This is a genomic window from Bacillus sp. LJBS17 (genome assembly GCF_019334685.1).
GTDB lineage: Bacteria > Bacillota > Bacilli > Bacillales > Bacillaceae > Bacillus > Bacillus subtilis.
Genome location: NZ_CP079759.1, coordinates 3,583,604 through 3,599,865, shown reverse-complemented (window position 1 = coordinate 3,599,865; position 16,262 = coordinate 3,583,604). Strand labels below are relative to the sequence as shown.

Sequence of the window (16,262 nt, the reverse complement as noted above, 5' to 3'; positions counted from 1 at the left end):
TTTTTTAGGCTGCCGTTTCCCTTACAATAGAGTTATAAAGCAATAAGGCAGGTATCGAAGCTATGAATATTGCAGTCGTAACAGACAGCACGGCATATATTCCGAAAGAAATGCGTGAACAACATCAGATACATATGATCCCTCTCCAGGTTGTTTTTAGGGAGGAGACTTACCGTGAAGAAATTGAGTTGGACTGGAAAAGCTTTTACGAAGAAGTGAAAAAACATAATGAGCTCCCGACGACTTCTCAGCCGCCAATCGGCGAGCTGGTTGCGTTGTATGAAGAGCTTGGCAAGTCTTATGATGCGGTTATCAGTATCCATCTTTCCAGCGGGATCAGCGGAACATTCAGCAGTGCAGCAGCGGCTGATTCGATGGTCGACAATATTGATGTGTATCCATTTGACTCAGAGATCAGCTGCTTGGCTCAAGGCTTTTATGCCCTTAAAGCTGCTGAATTAATCAAAAACGGAGCATCATCGCCGGAAGATATTATAAAAGAACTGGAAGAAATGAAAAAAACAGTTCGAGCTTATTTTATGGTAGATGACTTAGCTCATCTTCAGCGCGGCGGGCGATTAAGCAGCGCCCAAGCCTTCATTGGTAGTCTTCTAAAGGTAAAGCCTATCCTTCATTTTGACAATAAGGTAATTGTGCCTTTTGAGAAGATTCGCACACGTAAAAAAGCAATTTCGCGAATTTATGAGCTTTTAGACGAAGATGCGAGTAAAGGGTTGCCTATGCGAGCTGCTGTTATCCACGCTAATCGAGAGGAAGAAGCAGCGAAAATCATTGAAGAGCTTTCTGCAAAATATCCTCATGTTGAATTTTATAACAGCTATTTTGGCGCGGTAATTGGCACTCATTTGGGTGAAGGTGCGTTAGGAATTTGCTGGTGTTTTAAATAAGGCCAAATCTCCGTTTTTAGAGCGGAGATTTTTTTATATTCTTATTTTAATTGTTGGACAGAAAATATTCATTCAGGCATACTGTCTCGAAAGGAGGCGTGCTATGTGAATGTGCCAGTTGAAAAAAACAGTTCCTTTTCTAGAGAATTGCAGCAGACGCTTCGAAGCCGTCATTTGCTCAGGACTGAGCTCTCATTTTCCGATGAGATGATTGAATGGCATATCAAGAATGGATATATCACTGCTGAAAATTCTATATCCATAAATAAACGGGGATATAGATGTAATAGGTGCGGCCAAACTGATCAGCGGTATTATTCTTTTTATCACTCATCTGGAAAGAATAAGCTGTATTGCCGTTCCTGTGTCATGATGGGAAGAGTGAGTGAGGAGGTTCCTTTATATTCATGGGAAGAGGAAAATGAACCAAACTGGCAGTCAATTAAACTGACATGGGACGGCAAGCTTTCAAGCGGACAGCAAAAAGCCGCCAATGTTTTAATTGAAGCAATATCAAAAAAAGAAGAGCTCCTCATCTGGGCGGTTTGCGGCGCTGGCAAAACAGAAATGCTGTTTCCTGGTATAGAATCAGCGTTAAATCAAGGACTGCGTGTATGTATTGCAACACCTCGCACCGATGTTGTATTAGAGCTTGCTCCAAGGCTCAAGGCTGCCTTTCAGGGTGCTGACATTTCAGCGCTTTACGGAGGAAGCGATGACAAAGGGCGGCTATCTCCGCTTATGATTTCCACTACGCATCAGCTTTTGCGATATAAAGATGCAATCGATGTTATGATCATTGATGAAGTTGACGCTTTTCCATATTCTGCTGATCAAACCCTTCAATTCGCTGTTCAAAAAGCAAGAAAGAAAAACAGCACCCTCGTTTATTTAAGTGCAACACCTCCTAAAGAATTAAAAAGAAAAGCACTGAACGGACAGTTACATTCAGTTCGCATCCCCGCAAGACACCACCGGAAACCTTTACCCGAACCGCGCTTTGTATGGTGTGGAAACTGGAAGAAGAAATTAAACCGAAATAAAATTCCGCCAGCGGTGAAAAGATGGATAGAGTTTCATGTAAAAGAAGGGAGGCCTGTTTTTTTATTCGTTCCTTCCGTTTCTATTCTGGAAAAGGCTGCTGCGTGCTTTAGAGGGGTTCATTGCCGAACCGCATCTGTGCACGCGGAAGACAAGCATAGAAAGGAGAAAGTGCAGCAATTCAGAGATGGTCAGCTCGATCTATTAATCACAACAACAATACTGGAAAGAGGCGTCACAGTCCCCAAGGTGCAAACGGGTGTACTAGGAGCGGAATCACCTATCTTTACGGAAAGCGCACTTGTTCAAATTGCAGGAAGAACCGGCCGGCATAAAGAATATGCGGACGGCGATGTCATTTTCTTTCACTTCGGCAAAACAAAGAGTATGCTCGATGCAAGAAAGCATATAAAAGAAATGAATGAATTGGCAGCAAAAGTTGAATGTACAGACTAGCCATTATTTGAAAACGTGGTACAGTATACTCATATAACCGATGATGAGGAGCTGTAAAAATGCTTGTCAATTCAAAAGAAATTGTAATGAAAGAACTGCTCGACCGATATATGGACCAGCTTCATATGGCCTGTACTTGTCAAGTATGCCAGAACGATGTATTGGCACTTTCTTTAAACAAAGTGAGTCCATCCTACGTTACTGATCTTAAAAAGATCGCATATACGAAAGCTGAGCTGGTAGATAAACAAAAAAACACAGCAATGCTTGTCATTTTGGCTGAATCTGCTGCAGTAGTTTCAGAGAGTCCAAGCGATTTATGTCACACGAAGCAGGAGGAGGCATTCATAAACTGATCTGTTTATTATGTGATTCGCAATTTTCTCAAGATGTTACATGGAGAGCCCTTTTTTTATTAAAGCCTGATGAAAAGGTTTGTTATTCTTGCAGAAGCAAATTAAAGAAAATCACAGGACATATCTGCCCCCTGTGCGGCAGACCTCAATCTGTTCATGCCGTATGCAGGGATTGCGAGGTGTGGAGAACAAGGATCAGAGACAGTTTGCTATTGCGTCAAAACCGTTCAGTTTACACATATAATGATATGATGAAAGAAACGCTCTCCCGTTTTAAATTTAGAGGAGATGCAGAAATCATAAATGCATTTAAAAGTGATTTTTCTTCAACCTTTTCTAAGGTTTACCCCGATAAGCATTTTGTTCTTGTACCTATTCCGCTGAGCAAGGAACGGGAAGAAGAGCGCGGATTTAACCAGGCACAGCTCTTGGCAGAATGTTTAGACCGGCCTTCCCACCATCCCCTCATTCGCCTGAATAATGAGAAACAGTCAAAGAAAAAGAAAACAGAACGCCTGCTGTCAGAGCGCATTTTTGATACAAAAAATAATTCAGCAGAAGGTATGAATATCATTTTAATAGACGATCTTTATACAACAGGCGCCACCTTGCACTTCGCAGCCCGCTGCTTATTAGAAAAAGGAAAAGCCGCTTCAGTGTCATCTTTTACCTTGATCAGAAGCTAAATGATTCTGTTTTTATGCCGATATAATCACTAGAAATTGACACAGGCATATTATCTAATAAGGAGAAAAAAAGATGGGAGAACTGGCTAATTGTCCGAAATGCAATGCTTTATTTTTAAAAACAAAGCTGCAAACCGTATGTCAGGCGTGTATTAAGGAAGAAGAAAAATCATTTGAGACTGTCTATAAATTTTTAAGAAAACAGGAAAACCGGCAATCAACTTTGAGCCGGATAACTGAGGAAACAGGTGTGGAAGAAGAGCTGATATTGAAATTCATCAGGCAGAAGCGAATTCAGATCACTCATCTTCCTAATTTGGCATACCCTTGTGAAAGGTGCGGGACATCGATTAGAGAAGGCAAGTTCTGCAAGGCTTGCCAGTCCGATATTAAGGATCAAATGGATCATTTGAACCACGAGGATGCTCTGAAAATCGAGAAAGAAAATAGTAAAAAAGACACATACTATGCCTATAATACCAAAAACAGCTGATTCCCTAAACTAACTGAAAACGCAGTCGATAAAAGGGTTAAGATTGTTTAAAGACTGCAACGGAAAGCGAGAGGAATCCTATGAAAATCAATCAATTTGGAACACAATCCGTTAATCCATATCAAAAAAATTATGATAAGCAAGCGGTGCAAAAAACTGCTGCACAGCCTCAAGATAAAATTGAAATTTCATCACAGGCTAAAGAAATGCAACATGCATCCGACGCAGTCACTGGTTCACGACAGGAAAAAATTGCGCAGCTTAAAGCGCAAATTGAAAACGGGTCATACAAAGTAGACGCAAATCATATCGCGAAAAATATAATTAATTTTTATAAAAAGCAGTAAAAAAGGAGAAAGCCCATGTCAGCGAAGGCAATTATTGAACAATTGAAGCGACTTTGCGTTCTGCATGAGCACCTGCTCACGCTGTCTGAAGAAAAGACGGAAGCGCTCAAAGCCGGCAAAACAAAAGAGCTTTCTAACATTTTGACAAAAGAGCAAAAATATATTCAAGCAATCACGCAGACAGAAGATGACCGGATCAAAACAACTTCGGCCTTTCTCGGATATAGCGAAAATAATACTATTTCCGCATGTATCGCCAAAACCTCAGGCAGTGAAAAGGAAGAGCTGGAACAATTATACGAATCTCTTTCTCAAGTTCTCGGACGTCTGAAAAAAGTAAATGAGATGAATAGGCAGCTGACAAGAGACGCGCTGCAATTCATCTCTATTTCGTACGATATGCTGGTTCCTAAGGAAAATAACTTCAATTACAGCAAATCAATTAAAGCTGAGCTGCCGAAAAGCAGCCAAATGAAACTGTTTGATTCAAAAGCTTAGCAGAAAGGAATTCAGAAAATGACATCTACCTTTATGGGGCTTGAAACTGCAAGGCGGGCGTTAAGCGCTCAGCAGGCAGCGTTAAGCACTACTGCAAATAACGTGGCAAATGCCAATACTGATGGTTATACAAGACAGCGGGTCTCATTGGAGGCAACTGACTATTTCCCTGCTGTATCTAAAAATGCAGAAAAAACAGCGGGACAAATGGGTACGGGCGTTCAAGGAAAATCAGTTGAGAGAATAAGAGATATCTTTCTTGACTACCAATACCGTCTTCAAAACAACAGTGCCGGATACTATGACACGAAGGCAAAAGCGCTGTCCCAAATGGAAGGCGTTTTAAATGAAACGGATGACAGCGGCTTGAACAGTGTGCTCAATTCGTTTTGGAATTCCCTGCAGGAATTATCGAATAATACAAATGAAGAAAGTGCACGTTCTGTTGTTGCTCGAAAAGGACAAGCTGTAGCTGAAACGTTTAATTATATTTCTGAATCACTTACAAATGTCCAATCGAATTTAAAAGCAGAGCTAAATACAACTGTGTTGGATGTCAATTCTCTGCTTTCTCAATTAAACAGTTTAAATAAGCAAATTGCACAGGTAGAGCCGGTCGGGCTTCTTCCGAATGGCTTATATGACCAGCGAGATTTGCTGATCGATAAATTATCCTCAATGGTTGATATCAAAGTCAGCTACAACAAATCAGGCGGGAATGCACTTGCATCTGCTGAAGGAACTGTATCAATTGAAATCCTTGATAAAAATAAACAGTCGCTAGGAACTGTTTTGGACGGTAAAAATTACGAGGTTTCAGAACTTGCAGCCAACTATGATAATGAAACTGGGTTAGTATCAAGTATTTCAATCGGGGATACAGCTGTGCAGGCGGAGTCCTTTAGCAGCAAGGGATCCCTTTTAGGATTTATAGAGTCTTATGGGTATATAACAGCAGATGGCCAAGAAAAGGGCGTATACCCGGAAATGCTTTCTGATCTTGACAATATGGCGCTTGAATTCGCGAAAGCTTTCAATGAAGTGCACAGAAATGGTGTGACAAAGAGCGGTGAACAAGGCGGAGACTTTTTTGATTTTACTGGCGGTGAAACTGAACCTGCCAAGGGCGCGGCGGGCAAGATCAAAGTGGCTGACAGCATAATAGATTCAAAAGGCGCAAACATTGCTTTCTCACTTACTGGTGCAGCCAACGATAACGCAAATGCTACAAAATTAGCAAATGTTTTAACAGGTAAAATAACCATTAACGGTAAAGAAACTAGTGTTTTAGATTATTATGCGGGTCTGATTGGCGAGCTAGGGATCGAAGCTCAAGAGGCTAATCGACTGGCGTCTAATACAGAAACACAGCTAAATGATGCTGACATAAACCGTCAGCAAATGAGCGCAGTTTCTTTAGACGAAGAAATGACGAATATGATTCAATTCCAACACGCATACAATGCAGCTGCAAGAATGGTGACTTTACAAGACGAATTACTTGATAAAGTGATCAACGGCATGGGTGTTGGAGGAAGGTAGGTAGAGTCACATGAGAGTAACACAAGGCATGATACAGCAAAACTCACTGAGATATATCGGTTCGAGCTACTCGAAGCTGGATAAACTCCAGTCGCAGATTTCTTCAGGGAAAAAAATCTCAAAAGCTTCCGACGATCCTGTAGTAGCAATGAAAAGCTTAAAGTATAATACGCAACTGTCTCAAGTGCAGCAGTACAAAAGCAATGCTTCTCAAGCCTTTACCTGGCTCGAAAACACAGAAACAAACATTACAGAAGGAATTGACATCCTGTCAAAGGTCAGAGAATTAGCGGTTGAAGCTCAAAATGATACAAACGGCGAGTCGGAGCGGCAAGCGATTGGCGTAGAGGTAAAGCAGTTAAAGGAACAGCTTTTAAATATTGCGAATACACAAGTGAACGGCAGATATATCTTTAATGGCACAAATTCAGATAAGCCTCCGGTTACAGATAACGGAGACGGAACTTATACAATTTCTGATACAGCTGATGTCGTAGTCAATATATCAAATAATATGTCATTGAAAGTGAATTCAGATCCAAAGTCAGCTTTTGGAGGCACTTCTGAAAGCGGGCAGAATGTATTTGAAATGCTTGATTCTTTTGAGAAAGCACTAAATTCTGGTTCGCTAGATGGCATGGACAGTGTTTTAGATGATATTGATCATTTTTCTGACGGCATGAGTGCTGAACGATCTGATCTTGGAGCGAGATATAATCGTCTTGAACTGGTTAATACAAGACTGTCAGCGCAAGAAGAAACAGCTACCAAAGTGTTATCAGACAATGAAGATGTAGAACTGGAAGAAGTAATAACTGAATTTATTGCGCAGCAAAGTGTGCACAGGGCTACTCTGGCCGTTAATGCGCAAATTGTTCAGCCTACATTGATTGACTTTTTAAAGTAAGCGGCTCTTAGGAGTTCGCTTTTTTTATAGTTCAGGAGGTAGAGTGATGCAGATTCCCAGATTGATTATGCATAGTGTTCAAGGAAAAATTGGTTTAACAACGACGCCTGCCAGCTTAAAAATGGAGCAGCCTCAAGCTGATCTAGAGATCGAACAGCCGAGTGCGGAAATGGAAATATCGGTGACACCTGGAAAACTCACGATTGACCAGACACAAGCATGGGAAGAATTAGACAGAAAGCATGTTTTCAAGAGAATTGAAGAAGCCGCCCAACAAGGGCATGAGGATGTAATGGAGGGAATAGCGCGCACTGCAGAAGAAGGCGACGAGCTTATGAGAATTGAAACTAAAGGGAACCCAATCGCTTCACAAGCAAGGAGGAACTCTGAAATGCACCAAATTCAATTAGGTGAAAATTATGCTCCTTCTCTATCTAGGGTGAAAATACAATATACTCCGTCACAGCTTGACGTTCAGATTACGCCGCGAAAGCCTGTTATTCAGGCTGAGCCGCATAAGCCAATTGTTGAATATACGCCAGGAAATGTTAAGGTTGACATGCTCCAATACCCTGATTTAAATATAGATGTAGAATACCCGAAAGAATCACCCGAAAAGTAAAAAGAAAAGGATCGTGAACAATGATCATTCATACGAAGTACCATGGCCAAATGAACATAAAAGAAGAACAAATCATTCTTTTTGAAAGCGGGATTCCAGGCTTTTTAGAAGAAAAACAATTTGTCATACTTCCGCTTTCAGAAGACTCTCCATTCGTGGCACTGCAGTCCGTCACTTCAGAAAATCTTGCGTTCATCGTTGTAAGTCCGTTTATCTTTTTTAAGAATTATGAATTTGACCTTGATGAATCAACTGCTGAACTTTTGGATATCGATAATATTCAAGACGTAGAAGTCATGACAATATTGACCATGGCAGAGCCATTCGAAAAATCTACTGCTAATTTATTGGCTCCCATTATTGTGAATCGCAAGAACATGATGGCTAAGCAAGTCGTTTTACACGACTCCTCATATACGACAAAGCATCCGATTGGAGGAGAATCATGCTAGTTTTATCGCGGAAAATAAGCGAAGCGATTCAAATAGGTGCTGATATTGAAGTAAAAGTGATTGCGGTTGAGGGGGATCAAGTGAAGCTTGGAATTGACGCCCCAAAGCATATTGATATTCACAGGAAAGAAATTTACTTGACCATTCAGGAAGAAAATAACCGTGCAGCAGCGTTATCCAGCGATGTGATCTCGGCATTATCCTCACAAAAAAAGTGAGGATTTTTTTATTTTTGTATTAACAAAATCAGAGACAATCCGATATTAATGATGTAGCCGGGAGGAGGCGCAAAAGACTCCGCCAGTTACAAAATAAGGGCACAAGGACGTGCCTTAACAACATATTCAAGGAGGAACAAAACAATGAGAATTAACCACAATATCGCAGCACTTAACACACTAAACCGTTTGTCTTCAAACAACAGTGCGAGCCAAAAGAACATGGAGAAACTTTCTTCAGGTCTTCGTATCAACCGTGCGGGAGATGACGCAGCTGGTCTTGCGATCTCTGAAAAAATGAGAGGACAAATCAGAGGTCTTGAAATGGCTTCTAAAAACTCTCAAGACGGAATCTCTCTTATCCAAACAGCTGAGGGTGCATTAACTGAAACTCATGCGATCCTTCAACGTGTTCGTGAGCTAGTTGTTCAAGCTGGAAACACTGGAACTCAGGACAAAGCAACTGATTTGCAATCTATTCAAGATGAAATTTCAGCTTTAACAGATGAAATCGATGGTATTTCAAATCGTACAGAATTCAATGGTAAGAAATTGCTCGATGGCACTTACAAAGTTGACACAGCTACTCCTGCAAATCAAAAGAACTTGGTATTCCAAATCGGAGCAAATGCTACACAGCAAATCTCTGTAAATATTGAGGATATGGGTGCTGACGCTCTTGGAATTAAAGAAGCTGATGGTTCAATTGCAGCTCTTCATTCAGTTAATGATCTTGACGTAACAAAATTCGCAGATAATGCAGCAGATACAGCTGATATCGGTTTCGATGCTCAATTGAAAGTTGTTGATGAAGCTATCAACCAAGTTTCTTCTCAACGCGCTAAGCTTGGTGCGGTACAAAATCGTCTAGAGCACACAATTAACAACTTAAGCGCTTCTGGTGAAAACTTGACAGCTGCTGAGTCTCGTATCCGTGACGTTGACATGGCTAAAGAGATGAGCGAATTCACAAAGAACAACATTCTTTCTCAGGCTTCTCAAGCTATGCTTGCTCAAGCAAACCAACAGCCGCAAAACGTACTTCAATTATTACGTTAATTGTAAAAAAGACCTTGGCAACGCCAAGGTCTTTTATTTAATATTTCTAGCTCCGAATACTTCCCCCTTGCTGTCTCTAACTCGTGGTATAATAATCGGATTCTCCGCAAATTTATTAAGTATATTTCCGAACAAGAAATCTAAAACAGATCAGTTTTTTTCCAAAAATATGTGTAATCTTATCTCGACTTAGTCGATATAAACGATAGATTGGGGCATAGGGGATGATCAATTGAACATTGAAAGGCTCACTACGTTACAACCTGTTTGGGATCGTTATGATACTCAAATACATAATCAGAAAGATAATGATAACGAGGTTCCTGTTCATCAAGTTTCATATACCAATCTTGCTGAAATGGTGGGGGAAATGAACAAGCTTTTGGAACCTTCGCAAGTTCATCTGAAGTTCGAGCTTCATGACAAGTTAAATGAATACTATGTAAAGGTAATAGAAGACTCTACAAATGAAGTGATCCGCGAAATTCCACCAAAACGGTGGCTTGATTTTTATGCGGCTATGACTGAATTTCTTGGGTTATTTGTAGATGAAAAAAAGTAGAATAGGAGTGGTTTGAAATGGTCACGAGAATAACAGGTCTGGCGTCAGGAATGGATATAGATGATATCGTATCAAAGCTGATGCAGACAGAAAGAGCGCCGCTTGATAAGCTAACACAAAAAAAGCAGACTCTTGAATGGCAGCGTGACAGCTATCGTGAAGTAAACTCAAAAATAAAAGAATTGCAAGATTATATGTCTAAAAATACGTTGACATATCCGAGCACGTATCAGAGCAAAACTGTGACAAGCTCTAATGAGTCTGTGTTAACTGCTACAGGAAGCGTAAGTGCGCCGAATTCTTCGTCTACTGTTGAAGTGGCGAGCTTGGCAACCGCAGCAACGTATAAGGCAAACAATTATACGGGATACACACAAGGCGATCACAATTTGGCATTTAACGTTGTTGCGCCTGGCGAAACAACGGCAAAAACAGTGAACATTAGTGTGACGAGTGCCGATACGATTGATAATGTGATTTCTAAACTTAACAGCTCAGATCTAGGAGTATCAGCATTTAAAGATAAAATTTGGAATGGTACAGAGTACGTAGAAACGATTGCGTTTTCTTCTAAAGCAACGGGTGCAGGAGGCAGTATACAGGCGGCAGACTCTGCTACAGCGGACTTTATGTCCGGTCAGCTTGGTTTTTCTTTGGATGCTGATAATAAGCTCACTGCTTACAAAGAAGGCACAAATGCCAAAGTCACAATCAACGGCTTTGAAATGGAGAAGCTGACAAACAATTTCACGGTGAATGGTGTTACCTACTCGATTAAAAATACAACTGCAGCCACAGGCCCTGTTACCACATCTGTTTCTACTGATGTTGACGGAATTTATAACCAAATCAAAGAGTTTGTAGATAAATACAATGAACTGGTTGACAGCCTGAATGAAAAGCTGAAAGAAGAAAAATACCGAGACTATACGCCGCTCACGAGTGAACAAAAAGAAGCCATGTCCGATAAAGAGGTAGAGCTATGGGAGGAGAAGGCGAAAAGCGGTTTGCTTAGAAATGATTCCAGCATCAGCACCGGCACGAACCAAATGCGGACTGACTTTTATACTCAAGTTAATGCTGATGGGAAAACCTATCAATTAACTGAATTTGGCATCACAACTTCAAGTGCTTACCAACTGCGAGGGCACTTAGAGATTAACGAAGAGAAATTGAAAGCAAAAATAGCAGAAGATCCTCAAGGAGTTGCTAATCTTTTTACAAGTGGAACAAATGATAGTAACTATAGCGATAAAGGTATTATGAAGCGGATTACTAATACACTTAGAAGTACGGTGAAAAGCATTGAAGCAAAAGCTGGGAACTCGACAATGGGAGCTAGTAGCTATTCCATTGGAAAAAATTTAAACTCGATAAGTACTGAAATAACTGATATGCAGGACAGATTGAATACCATAGAAAACCGCTATTATTCAAAATTCAGTGCAATGGATTCTGCGATTCAAAAAATGAACGAACAAGCGTCCTATTTATCACAGCTTCTTGTACAATAAATGTAATTTGGAGGATGACACATGGCGATCCAAAATCCTTATACAGCCTATCAGCAAAATTCAGTGAATACGGCTACACCCGGTGAACTGACGCTTATGCTGTATAATGGCTGTTTGAAATTTATAAGACTTGCCGCTCAGGCCATTGAGAATGATGATATGGAACGTAAAAATGAAAATCTGATTAAAGCGCAAAATATTATTCAGGAATTAAATTTTACACTTAACCGTAACATAGAGCTTTCCGCTTCTATGGGTGCGATGTACGATTATATGTATCGCAGATTGGTACAGGCAAATATCAAAAATGATACGGGCATGCTGGCTGAGGTTGAAGGTTATGTAACAGATTTTCGCGATGCTTGGAAACAAGCCATTCAAAGTGAACGGAAGGACCGGCACGGATCAGGCGGGATCGCATGAATAATATAGATCAACTATACACTGAGACGAAGAGTATGCTGTCACACATACAAAATACGCCGGAAAGCGATGAACTTTTAAAGCAAATTGAAGACTTTGTGGCTACACGGTCTGAACTGATTCAGGAGATATCTCTGCCGCTTTCAGAAGAAGAGCGAAAGCAGATGAAACTTATTTTGACATGGGATCAGCTGATTGTGAAGGAAATGGAAAGACTGAAGCAGTCAATCGCAACAGAACTTCAGCAGATGAAAAGAAAACGTGTGATGCATACGACGTATTTAAACCCTTATAACAACATTACGATTGACGGCACATATTATGACAAGCGTAAATAGGTGAGTGCCTTGAAGAGCATTGAAGATTATACGCTTTTATCAGCTTATTATCATCTTCTTTTTACCATCGAAGAGGGGTTGTGTTATTTGATAGAGGCTGAAGAGAATTTATCAAAAACAGAAGGGGATCGGATCTACCAAGATCTGATCCAAGCCTTTTTTTATTTGGATTCAACACATTCAACACTTCTCTTCATTATGGATTCGCGGTGTGCTGAAATTTGTGTGAAAGCATTTGACCAAATTTTTGCGGAGTTTGATCAATTGGTCTCTTTCTCTTTTCCCTCTCATGAGTTCTGTGAGTATTTAAAGGAACATTTTCTGATTCAGTATAGAAAATGGATGCTGTCTATTCATCAATGTATGGAACCCTTTTTAATCAATTAGGCGTGTGTGAGGTATTTGTTTCGTTCAATCAGCATATACATATACCTCCGAACCGCCAATAACAGAGCAAATACAAACAAAATTCGACAAAGTTCACTGAATTTTCACAAAAGATTTATGTTTCAGCAGGAATTGTAAAGGGTAAAAGAGAAATAGATACATATCCTTAATAAAAGGGAGGCGTTCTTTGATGAACTATAACATCAGAGGAGAAAATATTGAAGTGACACCCGCGTTAAAGGATCATGTCGAGAGGAAGATCGGCAAGCTGGAGCGCTATTTTGACCATAGCGTGGATGCTGATGTGAACGTCAACTTGAAGTTTTACAATGACAAGGAGTCTAAGGTTGAGGTTACGATTCCGATGACAGATCTGGCGCTTCGGTCCGAGGTGCATAACGAGGATATGTACAACGCAATTGATCTCGCAACAAACAAACTGGAACGTCAAATCCGTAAGCATAAAACGAAAGTAAACCGTAAATTCCGTGAGCAGGGCTCTCCAAAATATTTATTGGCAAACGGTCTTGGCTCTGATACAGATATTGCGGTTCAGGATGACATAGAAGAGGAGGAGAGCTTGGATATCGTCCGTCAGAAACGCTTTAATTTAAAGCCGATGGATAGTGAAGAAGCGATCCTGCAAATGAATATGCTCGGCCATAATTTCTTTGTTTTCACAAATGCGGAAACAAACCTTACAAATGTCGTGTACCGCAGAAATGACGGGAAATATGGCTTAATTGAACCGACTGAATAATGAAGAGAAGCCTTCCGTGATGTCCGCGGAAGGTTTTTGTTTTTCTTATTTGCAAATTCTTTGGAAATAACAAAAGGTATGATATGATAATGAGAGGTATACATGGACTAGTAAATTATTTATACATGCCTTTAAAATAGGCATGTGATGATAGAGGAGCGTTATAAATGCTTGGAATTTTAAATAAAATGTTTGATCCAACAAAACGTACGCTGAATAGATACGAAAAAATTGCTAACGATATTGATGCGATTCGCGGAGACTATGAAAATCTCTCTGACGACGCGTTGAAACATAAAACAATTGAATTTAAAGAGCGTCTTGAAAAAGGGGCGACAACAGATGATCTTCTTGTTGAAGCTTTCGCTGTTGTTCGAGAAGCTTCACGCCGCGTAACAGGTATGTTTCCGTTTAAAGTCCAGCTCATGGGGGGCGTAGCGCTTCATGACGGAAATATCGCGGAAATGAAAACAGGGGAAGGGAAAACATTAACGTCTACTCTGCCTGTTTATTTAAATGCGTTAACAGGTAAAGGCGTACACGTCGTGACTGTCAACGAATACTTGGCAAGCCGTGACGCTGAACAAATGGGGAAAATTTTCGAGTTTCTCGGTCTGACTGTCGGCTTGAATTTAAACTCAATGTCAAAAGACGAAAAACGGGAAGCTTATGCAGCTGACATTACTTACTCTACAAACAATGAGCTTGGCTTCGACTATTTGCGTGACAATATGGTTCTTTATAAAGAGCAGATGGTTCAGCGCCCGCTTCATTTTGCGGTAATAGATGAAGTTGACTCTATTTTAATTGATGAAGCGAGAACACCGCTTATCATTTCTGGACAAGCTGCAAAATCCACTAAGCTGTACGTACAGGCAAATGCTTTTGTCCGCACGTTAAAAGCGGAGAAGGATTACACGTACGATATCAAAACAAAAGCTGTACAGCTTACTGAAGAAGGAATGACGAAGGCGGAAAAAGCGTTCGGCATCGATAACCTCTTTGATGTGAAGCATGTCGCGCTCAACCACCATATCAACCAGGCCTTAAAAGCTCACGTTGCGATGCAAAAGGACGTTGACTATGTAGTGGAAGACGGACAGGTTGTTATTGTTGATTCCTTCACGGGACGTCTGATGAAAGGCCGTCGCTACAGTGAGGGGCTTCACCAGGCGATTGAAGCGAAGGAAGGGCTTGAGATTCAAAACGAAAGCATGACCTTGGCGACGATTACGTTCCAAAACTACTTCCGGATGTACGAAAAACTTGCCGGTATGACGGGTACAGCTAAGACAGAGGAAGAAGAATTCCGCAACATTTACAACATGCAGGTTGTCACGATCCCTACCAACAGGCCTGTTGTCCGTGATGACCGCCCGGATTTAATTTACCGCACGATGGAAGGAAAGTTTAAGGCAGTTGCGGAGGATGTCGCACAGCGTTACATGACGGGACAGCCTGTTCTAGTCGGTACGGTTGCCGTTGAAACATCTGAATTGATTTCTAAGCTGCTTAAAAACAAAGGAATTCCGCATCAAGTGTTAAATGCCAAAAACCATGAACGTGAAGCGCAGATCATTGAAGAGGCCGGCCAAAAAGGCGCAGTTACGATTGCGACTAACATGGCGGGGCGCGGAACGGACATTAAGCTTGGCGAAGGTGTAAAAGAGCTTGGCGGACTCGCTGTAGTCGGAACAGAACGACATGAATCACGCCGGATTGACAATCAGCTTCGAGGTCGTTCCGGACGTCAGGGAGACCCGGGGATTACTCAATTTTATCTTTCTATGGAAGATGAATTGATGCGCAGATTCGGAGCTGAGCGGACAATGGCGATGCTGGACCGCTTCGGCATGGACGACTCTACTCCAATCCAAAGCAAAATGGTCTCTCGCGCGGTTGAATCGTCTCAAAAACGTGTCGAAGGCAATAACTTCGATTCGCGTAAACAGCTTCTGCAATATGATGATGTTCTCCGCCAGCAGCGTGAGGTCATTTATAAGCAGCGCTTTGAAGTCATTGACTCTGAAAACCTGCGTGAAATCGTTGAAAATATGATCAAGTCTTCTCTCGAACGCGCAATTGCAGCCTATACGCCAAGAGAAGAGCTTCCTGAGGAGTGGAAGCTTGACGGTCTAGTTGATCTTATCAACACAACTTATCTTGATGAAGGTGCGCTTGAGAAGAGCGATATCTTCGGGAAAGAACCGGATGAAATGCTTGAGCTCATTATGGATCGCATCATCACAAAATATAATGAGAAGGAAGAGCAATTCGGAAAAGAGCAAATGCGCGAATTCGAAAAAGTTATCGTTCTTCGTGCCGTTGATTCTAAATGGATGGATCATATTGATGCGATGGATCAGCTCCGCCAAGGGATTCACCTTCGTGCTTACGCGCAGACGAACCCGCTTCGTGAGTATCAAATGGAAGGCTTTGCGATGTTTGAGCATATGATTGAATCAATTGAGGACGAAGTCGCAAAATTTGTGATGAAAGCTGAGATTGAAAATAATCTGGAGCGTGAAGAGGTTGTACAAGGCCAAACAACAGCTCATCAGCCGCAAGAAGGCGACGATAACAAAAAAGCGAAGAAAGCACCGGTTCGCAAAGTGGTTGATATCGGCCGAAATGCCCCATGCCACTGCGGAAGCGGGAAAAAATATAAAAATTGCTGCGGCCGTACTGAATAG

The 16,262-nt window shown here is 41.2% G+C and carries 20 protein-coding genes; all 20 read left to right on the top strand.

Going from position 1 to position 16,262, the window contains the following annotated elements:
• Window positions 1-62: 62 nt before the first annotated feature.
• Window positions 63-908: a DegV family protein gene (locus tag KXZ66_RS18665; RefSeq protein ID WP_003244125.1), complete on the top strand. Its 846-nt coding sequence runs from the start codon at window positions 63-65 to the stop codon at window positions 906-908.
• A gap of 105 nt (window positions 909-1,013) precedes the next feature.
• Window positions 1,014-2,405 carry an ATP-dependent helicase ComFA gene (comFA, locus tag KXZ66_RS18660; RefSeq protein WP_014481052.1) on the top strand — a complete coding sequence of 464 codons (1,392 nt, stop codon included), beginning with the start codon at window positions 1,014-1,016 and terminating at the stop codon, window positions 2,403-2,405.
• A 59-nt stretch (window positions 2,406-2,464) separates the two neighbouring features.
• Complete coding sequence (comFB, locus tag KXZ66_RS18655) at window positions 2,465-2,761, top strand: late competence protein ComFB (RefSeq protein ID WP_014478130.1); 297 nt, start codon at window positions 2,465-2,467, stop codon at window positions 2,759-2,761.
• On the top strand, window positions 2,725-3,447 hold the full coding sequence (gene comFC, locus KXZ66_RS18650) for a comF operon protein ComFC (RefSeq protein ID WP_033884179.1): 723 nt from the start codon (window positions 2,725-2,727) through the stop codon (window positions 3,445-3,447). Before comFB ends, comFC begins: the two co-directional genes overlap by 37 nt.
• A gap of 73 nt (window positions 3,448-3,520) precedes the next feature.
• Entirely contained in the window at window positions 3,521-3,940 is a 420-nt protein-coding gene (locus tag KXZ66_RS18645; RefSeq protein ID WP_003227995.1) for a TIGR03826 family flagellar region protein, read from the top strand.
• Window positions 3,941-4,020: 80 nt separating this feature from the next.
• Window positions 4,021-4,287, top strand: coding sequence for a flagellar biosynthesis anti-sigma factor FlgM (flgM, locus tag KXZ66_RS18640; protein WP_014481049.1), 267 nt, complete (start codon window positions 4,021-4,023; stop codon window positions 4,285-4,287).
• A 15-nt stretch (window positions 4,288-4,302) separates the two neighbouring features.
• Window positions 4,303-4,785 (top strand): flagellar protein FlgN, encoded by a 483-nt coding sequence (gene flgN, locus KXZ66_RS18635; protein WP_014481048.1) that lies wholly within the window; start codon window positions 4,303-4,305, stop codon window positions 4,783-4,785.
• 18 nt (window positions 4,786-4,803) lie between these two features.
• Window positions 4,804-6,327 (top strand): flagellar hook-associated protein FlgK, encoded by a 1,524-nt coding sequence (flgK, locus tag KXZ66_RS18630; protein ID WP_003228001.1) that lies wholly within the window; start codon window positions 4,804-4,806, stop codon window positions 6,325-6,327.
• A 10-nt stretch (window positions 6,328-6,337) separates the two neighbouring features.
• The gene (gene flgL, locus KXZ66_RS18625; RefSeq protein WP_015714797.1) at window positions 6,338-7,234 is read left to right on the top strand and encodes a flagellar hook-associated protein FlgL; all 897 of its coding nucleotides are present in this window, start codon (window positions 6,338-6,340) and stop codon (window positions 7,232-7,234) included.
• A gap of 46 nt (window positions 7,235-7,280) precedes the next feature.
• Window positions 7,281-7,856 carry a DUF6470 family protein gene (locus tag KXZ66_RS18620; protein WP_041850476.1) on the top strand — a complete coding sequence of 192 codons (576 nt, stop codon included), beginning with the start codon at window positions 7,281-7,283 and terminating at the stop codon, window positions 7,854-7,856.
• A 20-nt stretch (window positions 7,857-7,876) separates the two neighbouring features.
• On the top strand, window positions 7,877-8,308 hold the full coding sequence (fliW, locus tag KXZ66_RS18615; protein ID WP_003228007.1) for a flagellar assembly protein FliW: 432 nt from the start codon (window positions 7,877-7,879) through the stop codon (window positions 8,306-8,308).
• Window positions 8,302-8,526, top strand: coding sequence for a carbon storage regulator CsrA (gene csrA, locus KXZ66_RS18610; RefSeq protein WP_033884178.1), 225 nt, complete (start codon window positions 8,302-8,304; stop codon window positions 8,524-8,526). The genes fliW and csrA overlap by 7 nt, the downstream gene beginning before the upstream one ends.
• 144 nt (window positions 8,527-8,670) lie before the next feature.
• On the top strand, window positions 8,671-9,585 hold the full coding sequence (hag, locus tag KXZ66_RS18605; protein WP_003228021.1) for a flagellin Hag: 915 nt from the start codon (window positions 8,671-8,673) through the stop codon (window positions 9,583-9,585).
• Between the two features lie 232 nt (window positions 9,586-9,817).
• Window positions 9,818-10,147: a flagellar protein FlaG gene (flaG, locus tag KXZ66_RS18600; protein ID WP_009968250.1), complete on the top strand. Its 330-nt coding sequence runs from the start codon at window positions 9,818-9,820 to the stop codon at window positions 10,145-10,147.
• A gap of 17 nt (window positions 10,148-10,164) precedes the next feature.
• Window positions 10,165-11,661 (top strand): flagellar hook-associated protein 2, encoded by a 1,497-nt coding sequence (locus KXZ66_RS18595; RefSeq protein WP_014478123.1) that lies wholly within the window; start codon window positions 10,165-10,167, stop codon window positions 11,659-11,661.
• A gap of 21 nt (window positions 11,662-11,682) precedes the next feature.
• Window positions 11,683-12,084 (top strand): flagellar export chaperone FliS, encoded by a 402-nt coding sequence (gene fliS, locus KXZ66_RS18590; RefSeq protein ID WP_003243747.1) that lies wholly within the window; start codon window positions 11,683-11,685, stop codon window positions 12,082-12,084.
• Window positions 12,081-12,422, top strand: a complete 342-nt coding sequence (gene fliT, locus KXZ66_RS18585) for a flagella biosynthesis regulatory protein FliT (protein WP_003242603.1) — start codon at window positions 12,081-12,083, stop codon at window positions 12,420-12,422. Before fliS ends, fliT begins: the two co-directional genes overlap by 4 nt.
• A 9-nt stretch (window positions 12,423-12,431) precedes the next feature.
• Complete coding sequence (locus KXZ66_RS18580) at window positions 12,432-12,809, top strand: DUF8042 domain-containing protein (RefSeq protein WP_032726950.1); 378 nt, start codon at window positions 12,432-12,434, stop codon at window positions 12,807-12,809.
• A gap of 190 nt (window positions 12,810-12,999) precedes the next feature.
• Window positions 13,000-13,569 carry a ribosome hibernation promotion factor gene (gene hpf, locus KXZ66_RS18575; RefSeq protein WP_003228031.1) on the top strand — a complete coding sequence of 190 codons (570 nt, stop codon included), beginning with the start codon at window positions 13,000-13,002 and terminating at the stop codon, window positions 13,567-13,569.
• 167 nt (window positions 13,570-13,736) lie between these two features.
• The gene (gene secA, locus KXZ66_RS18570; RefSeq protein ID WP_003228033.1) at window positions 13,737-16,262 is read left to right on the top strand and encodes a preprotein translocase subunit SecA; all 2,526 of its coding nucleotides are present in this window, start codon (window positions 13,737-13,739) and stop codon (window positions 16,260-16,262) included.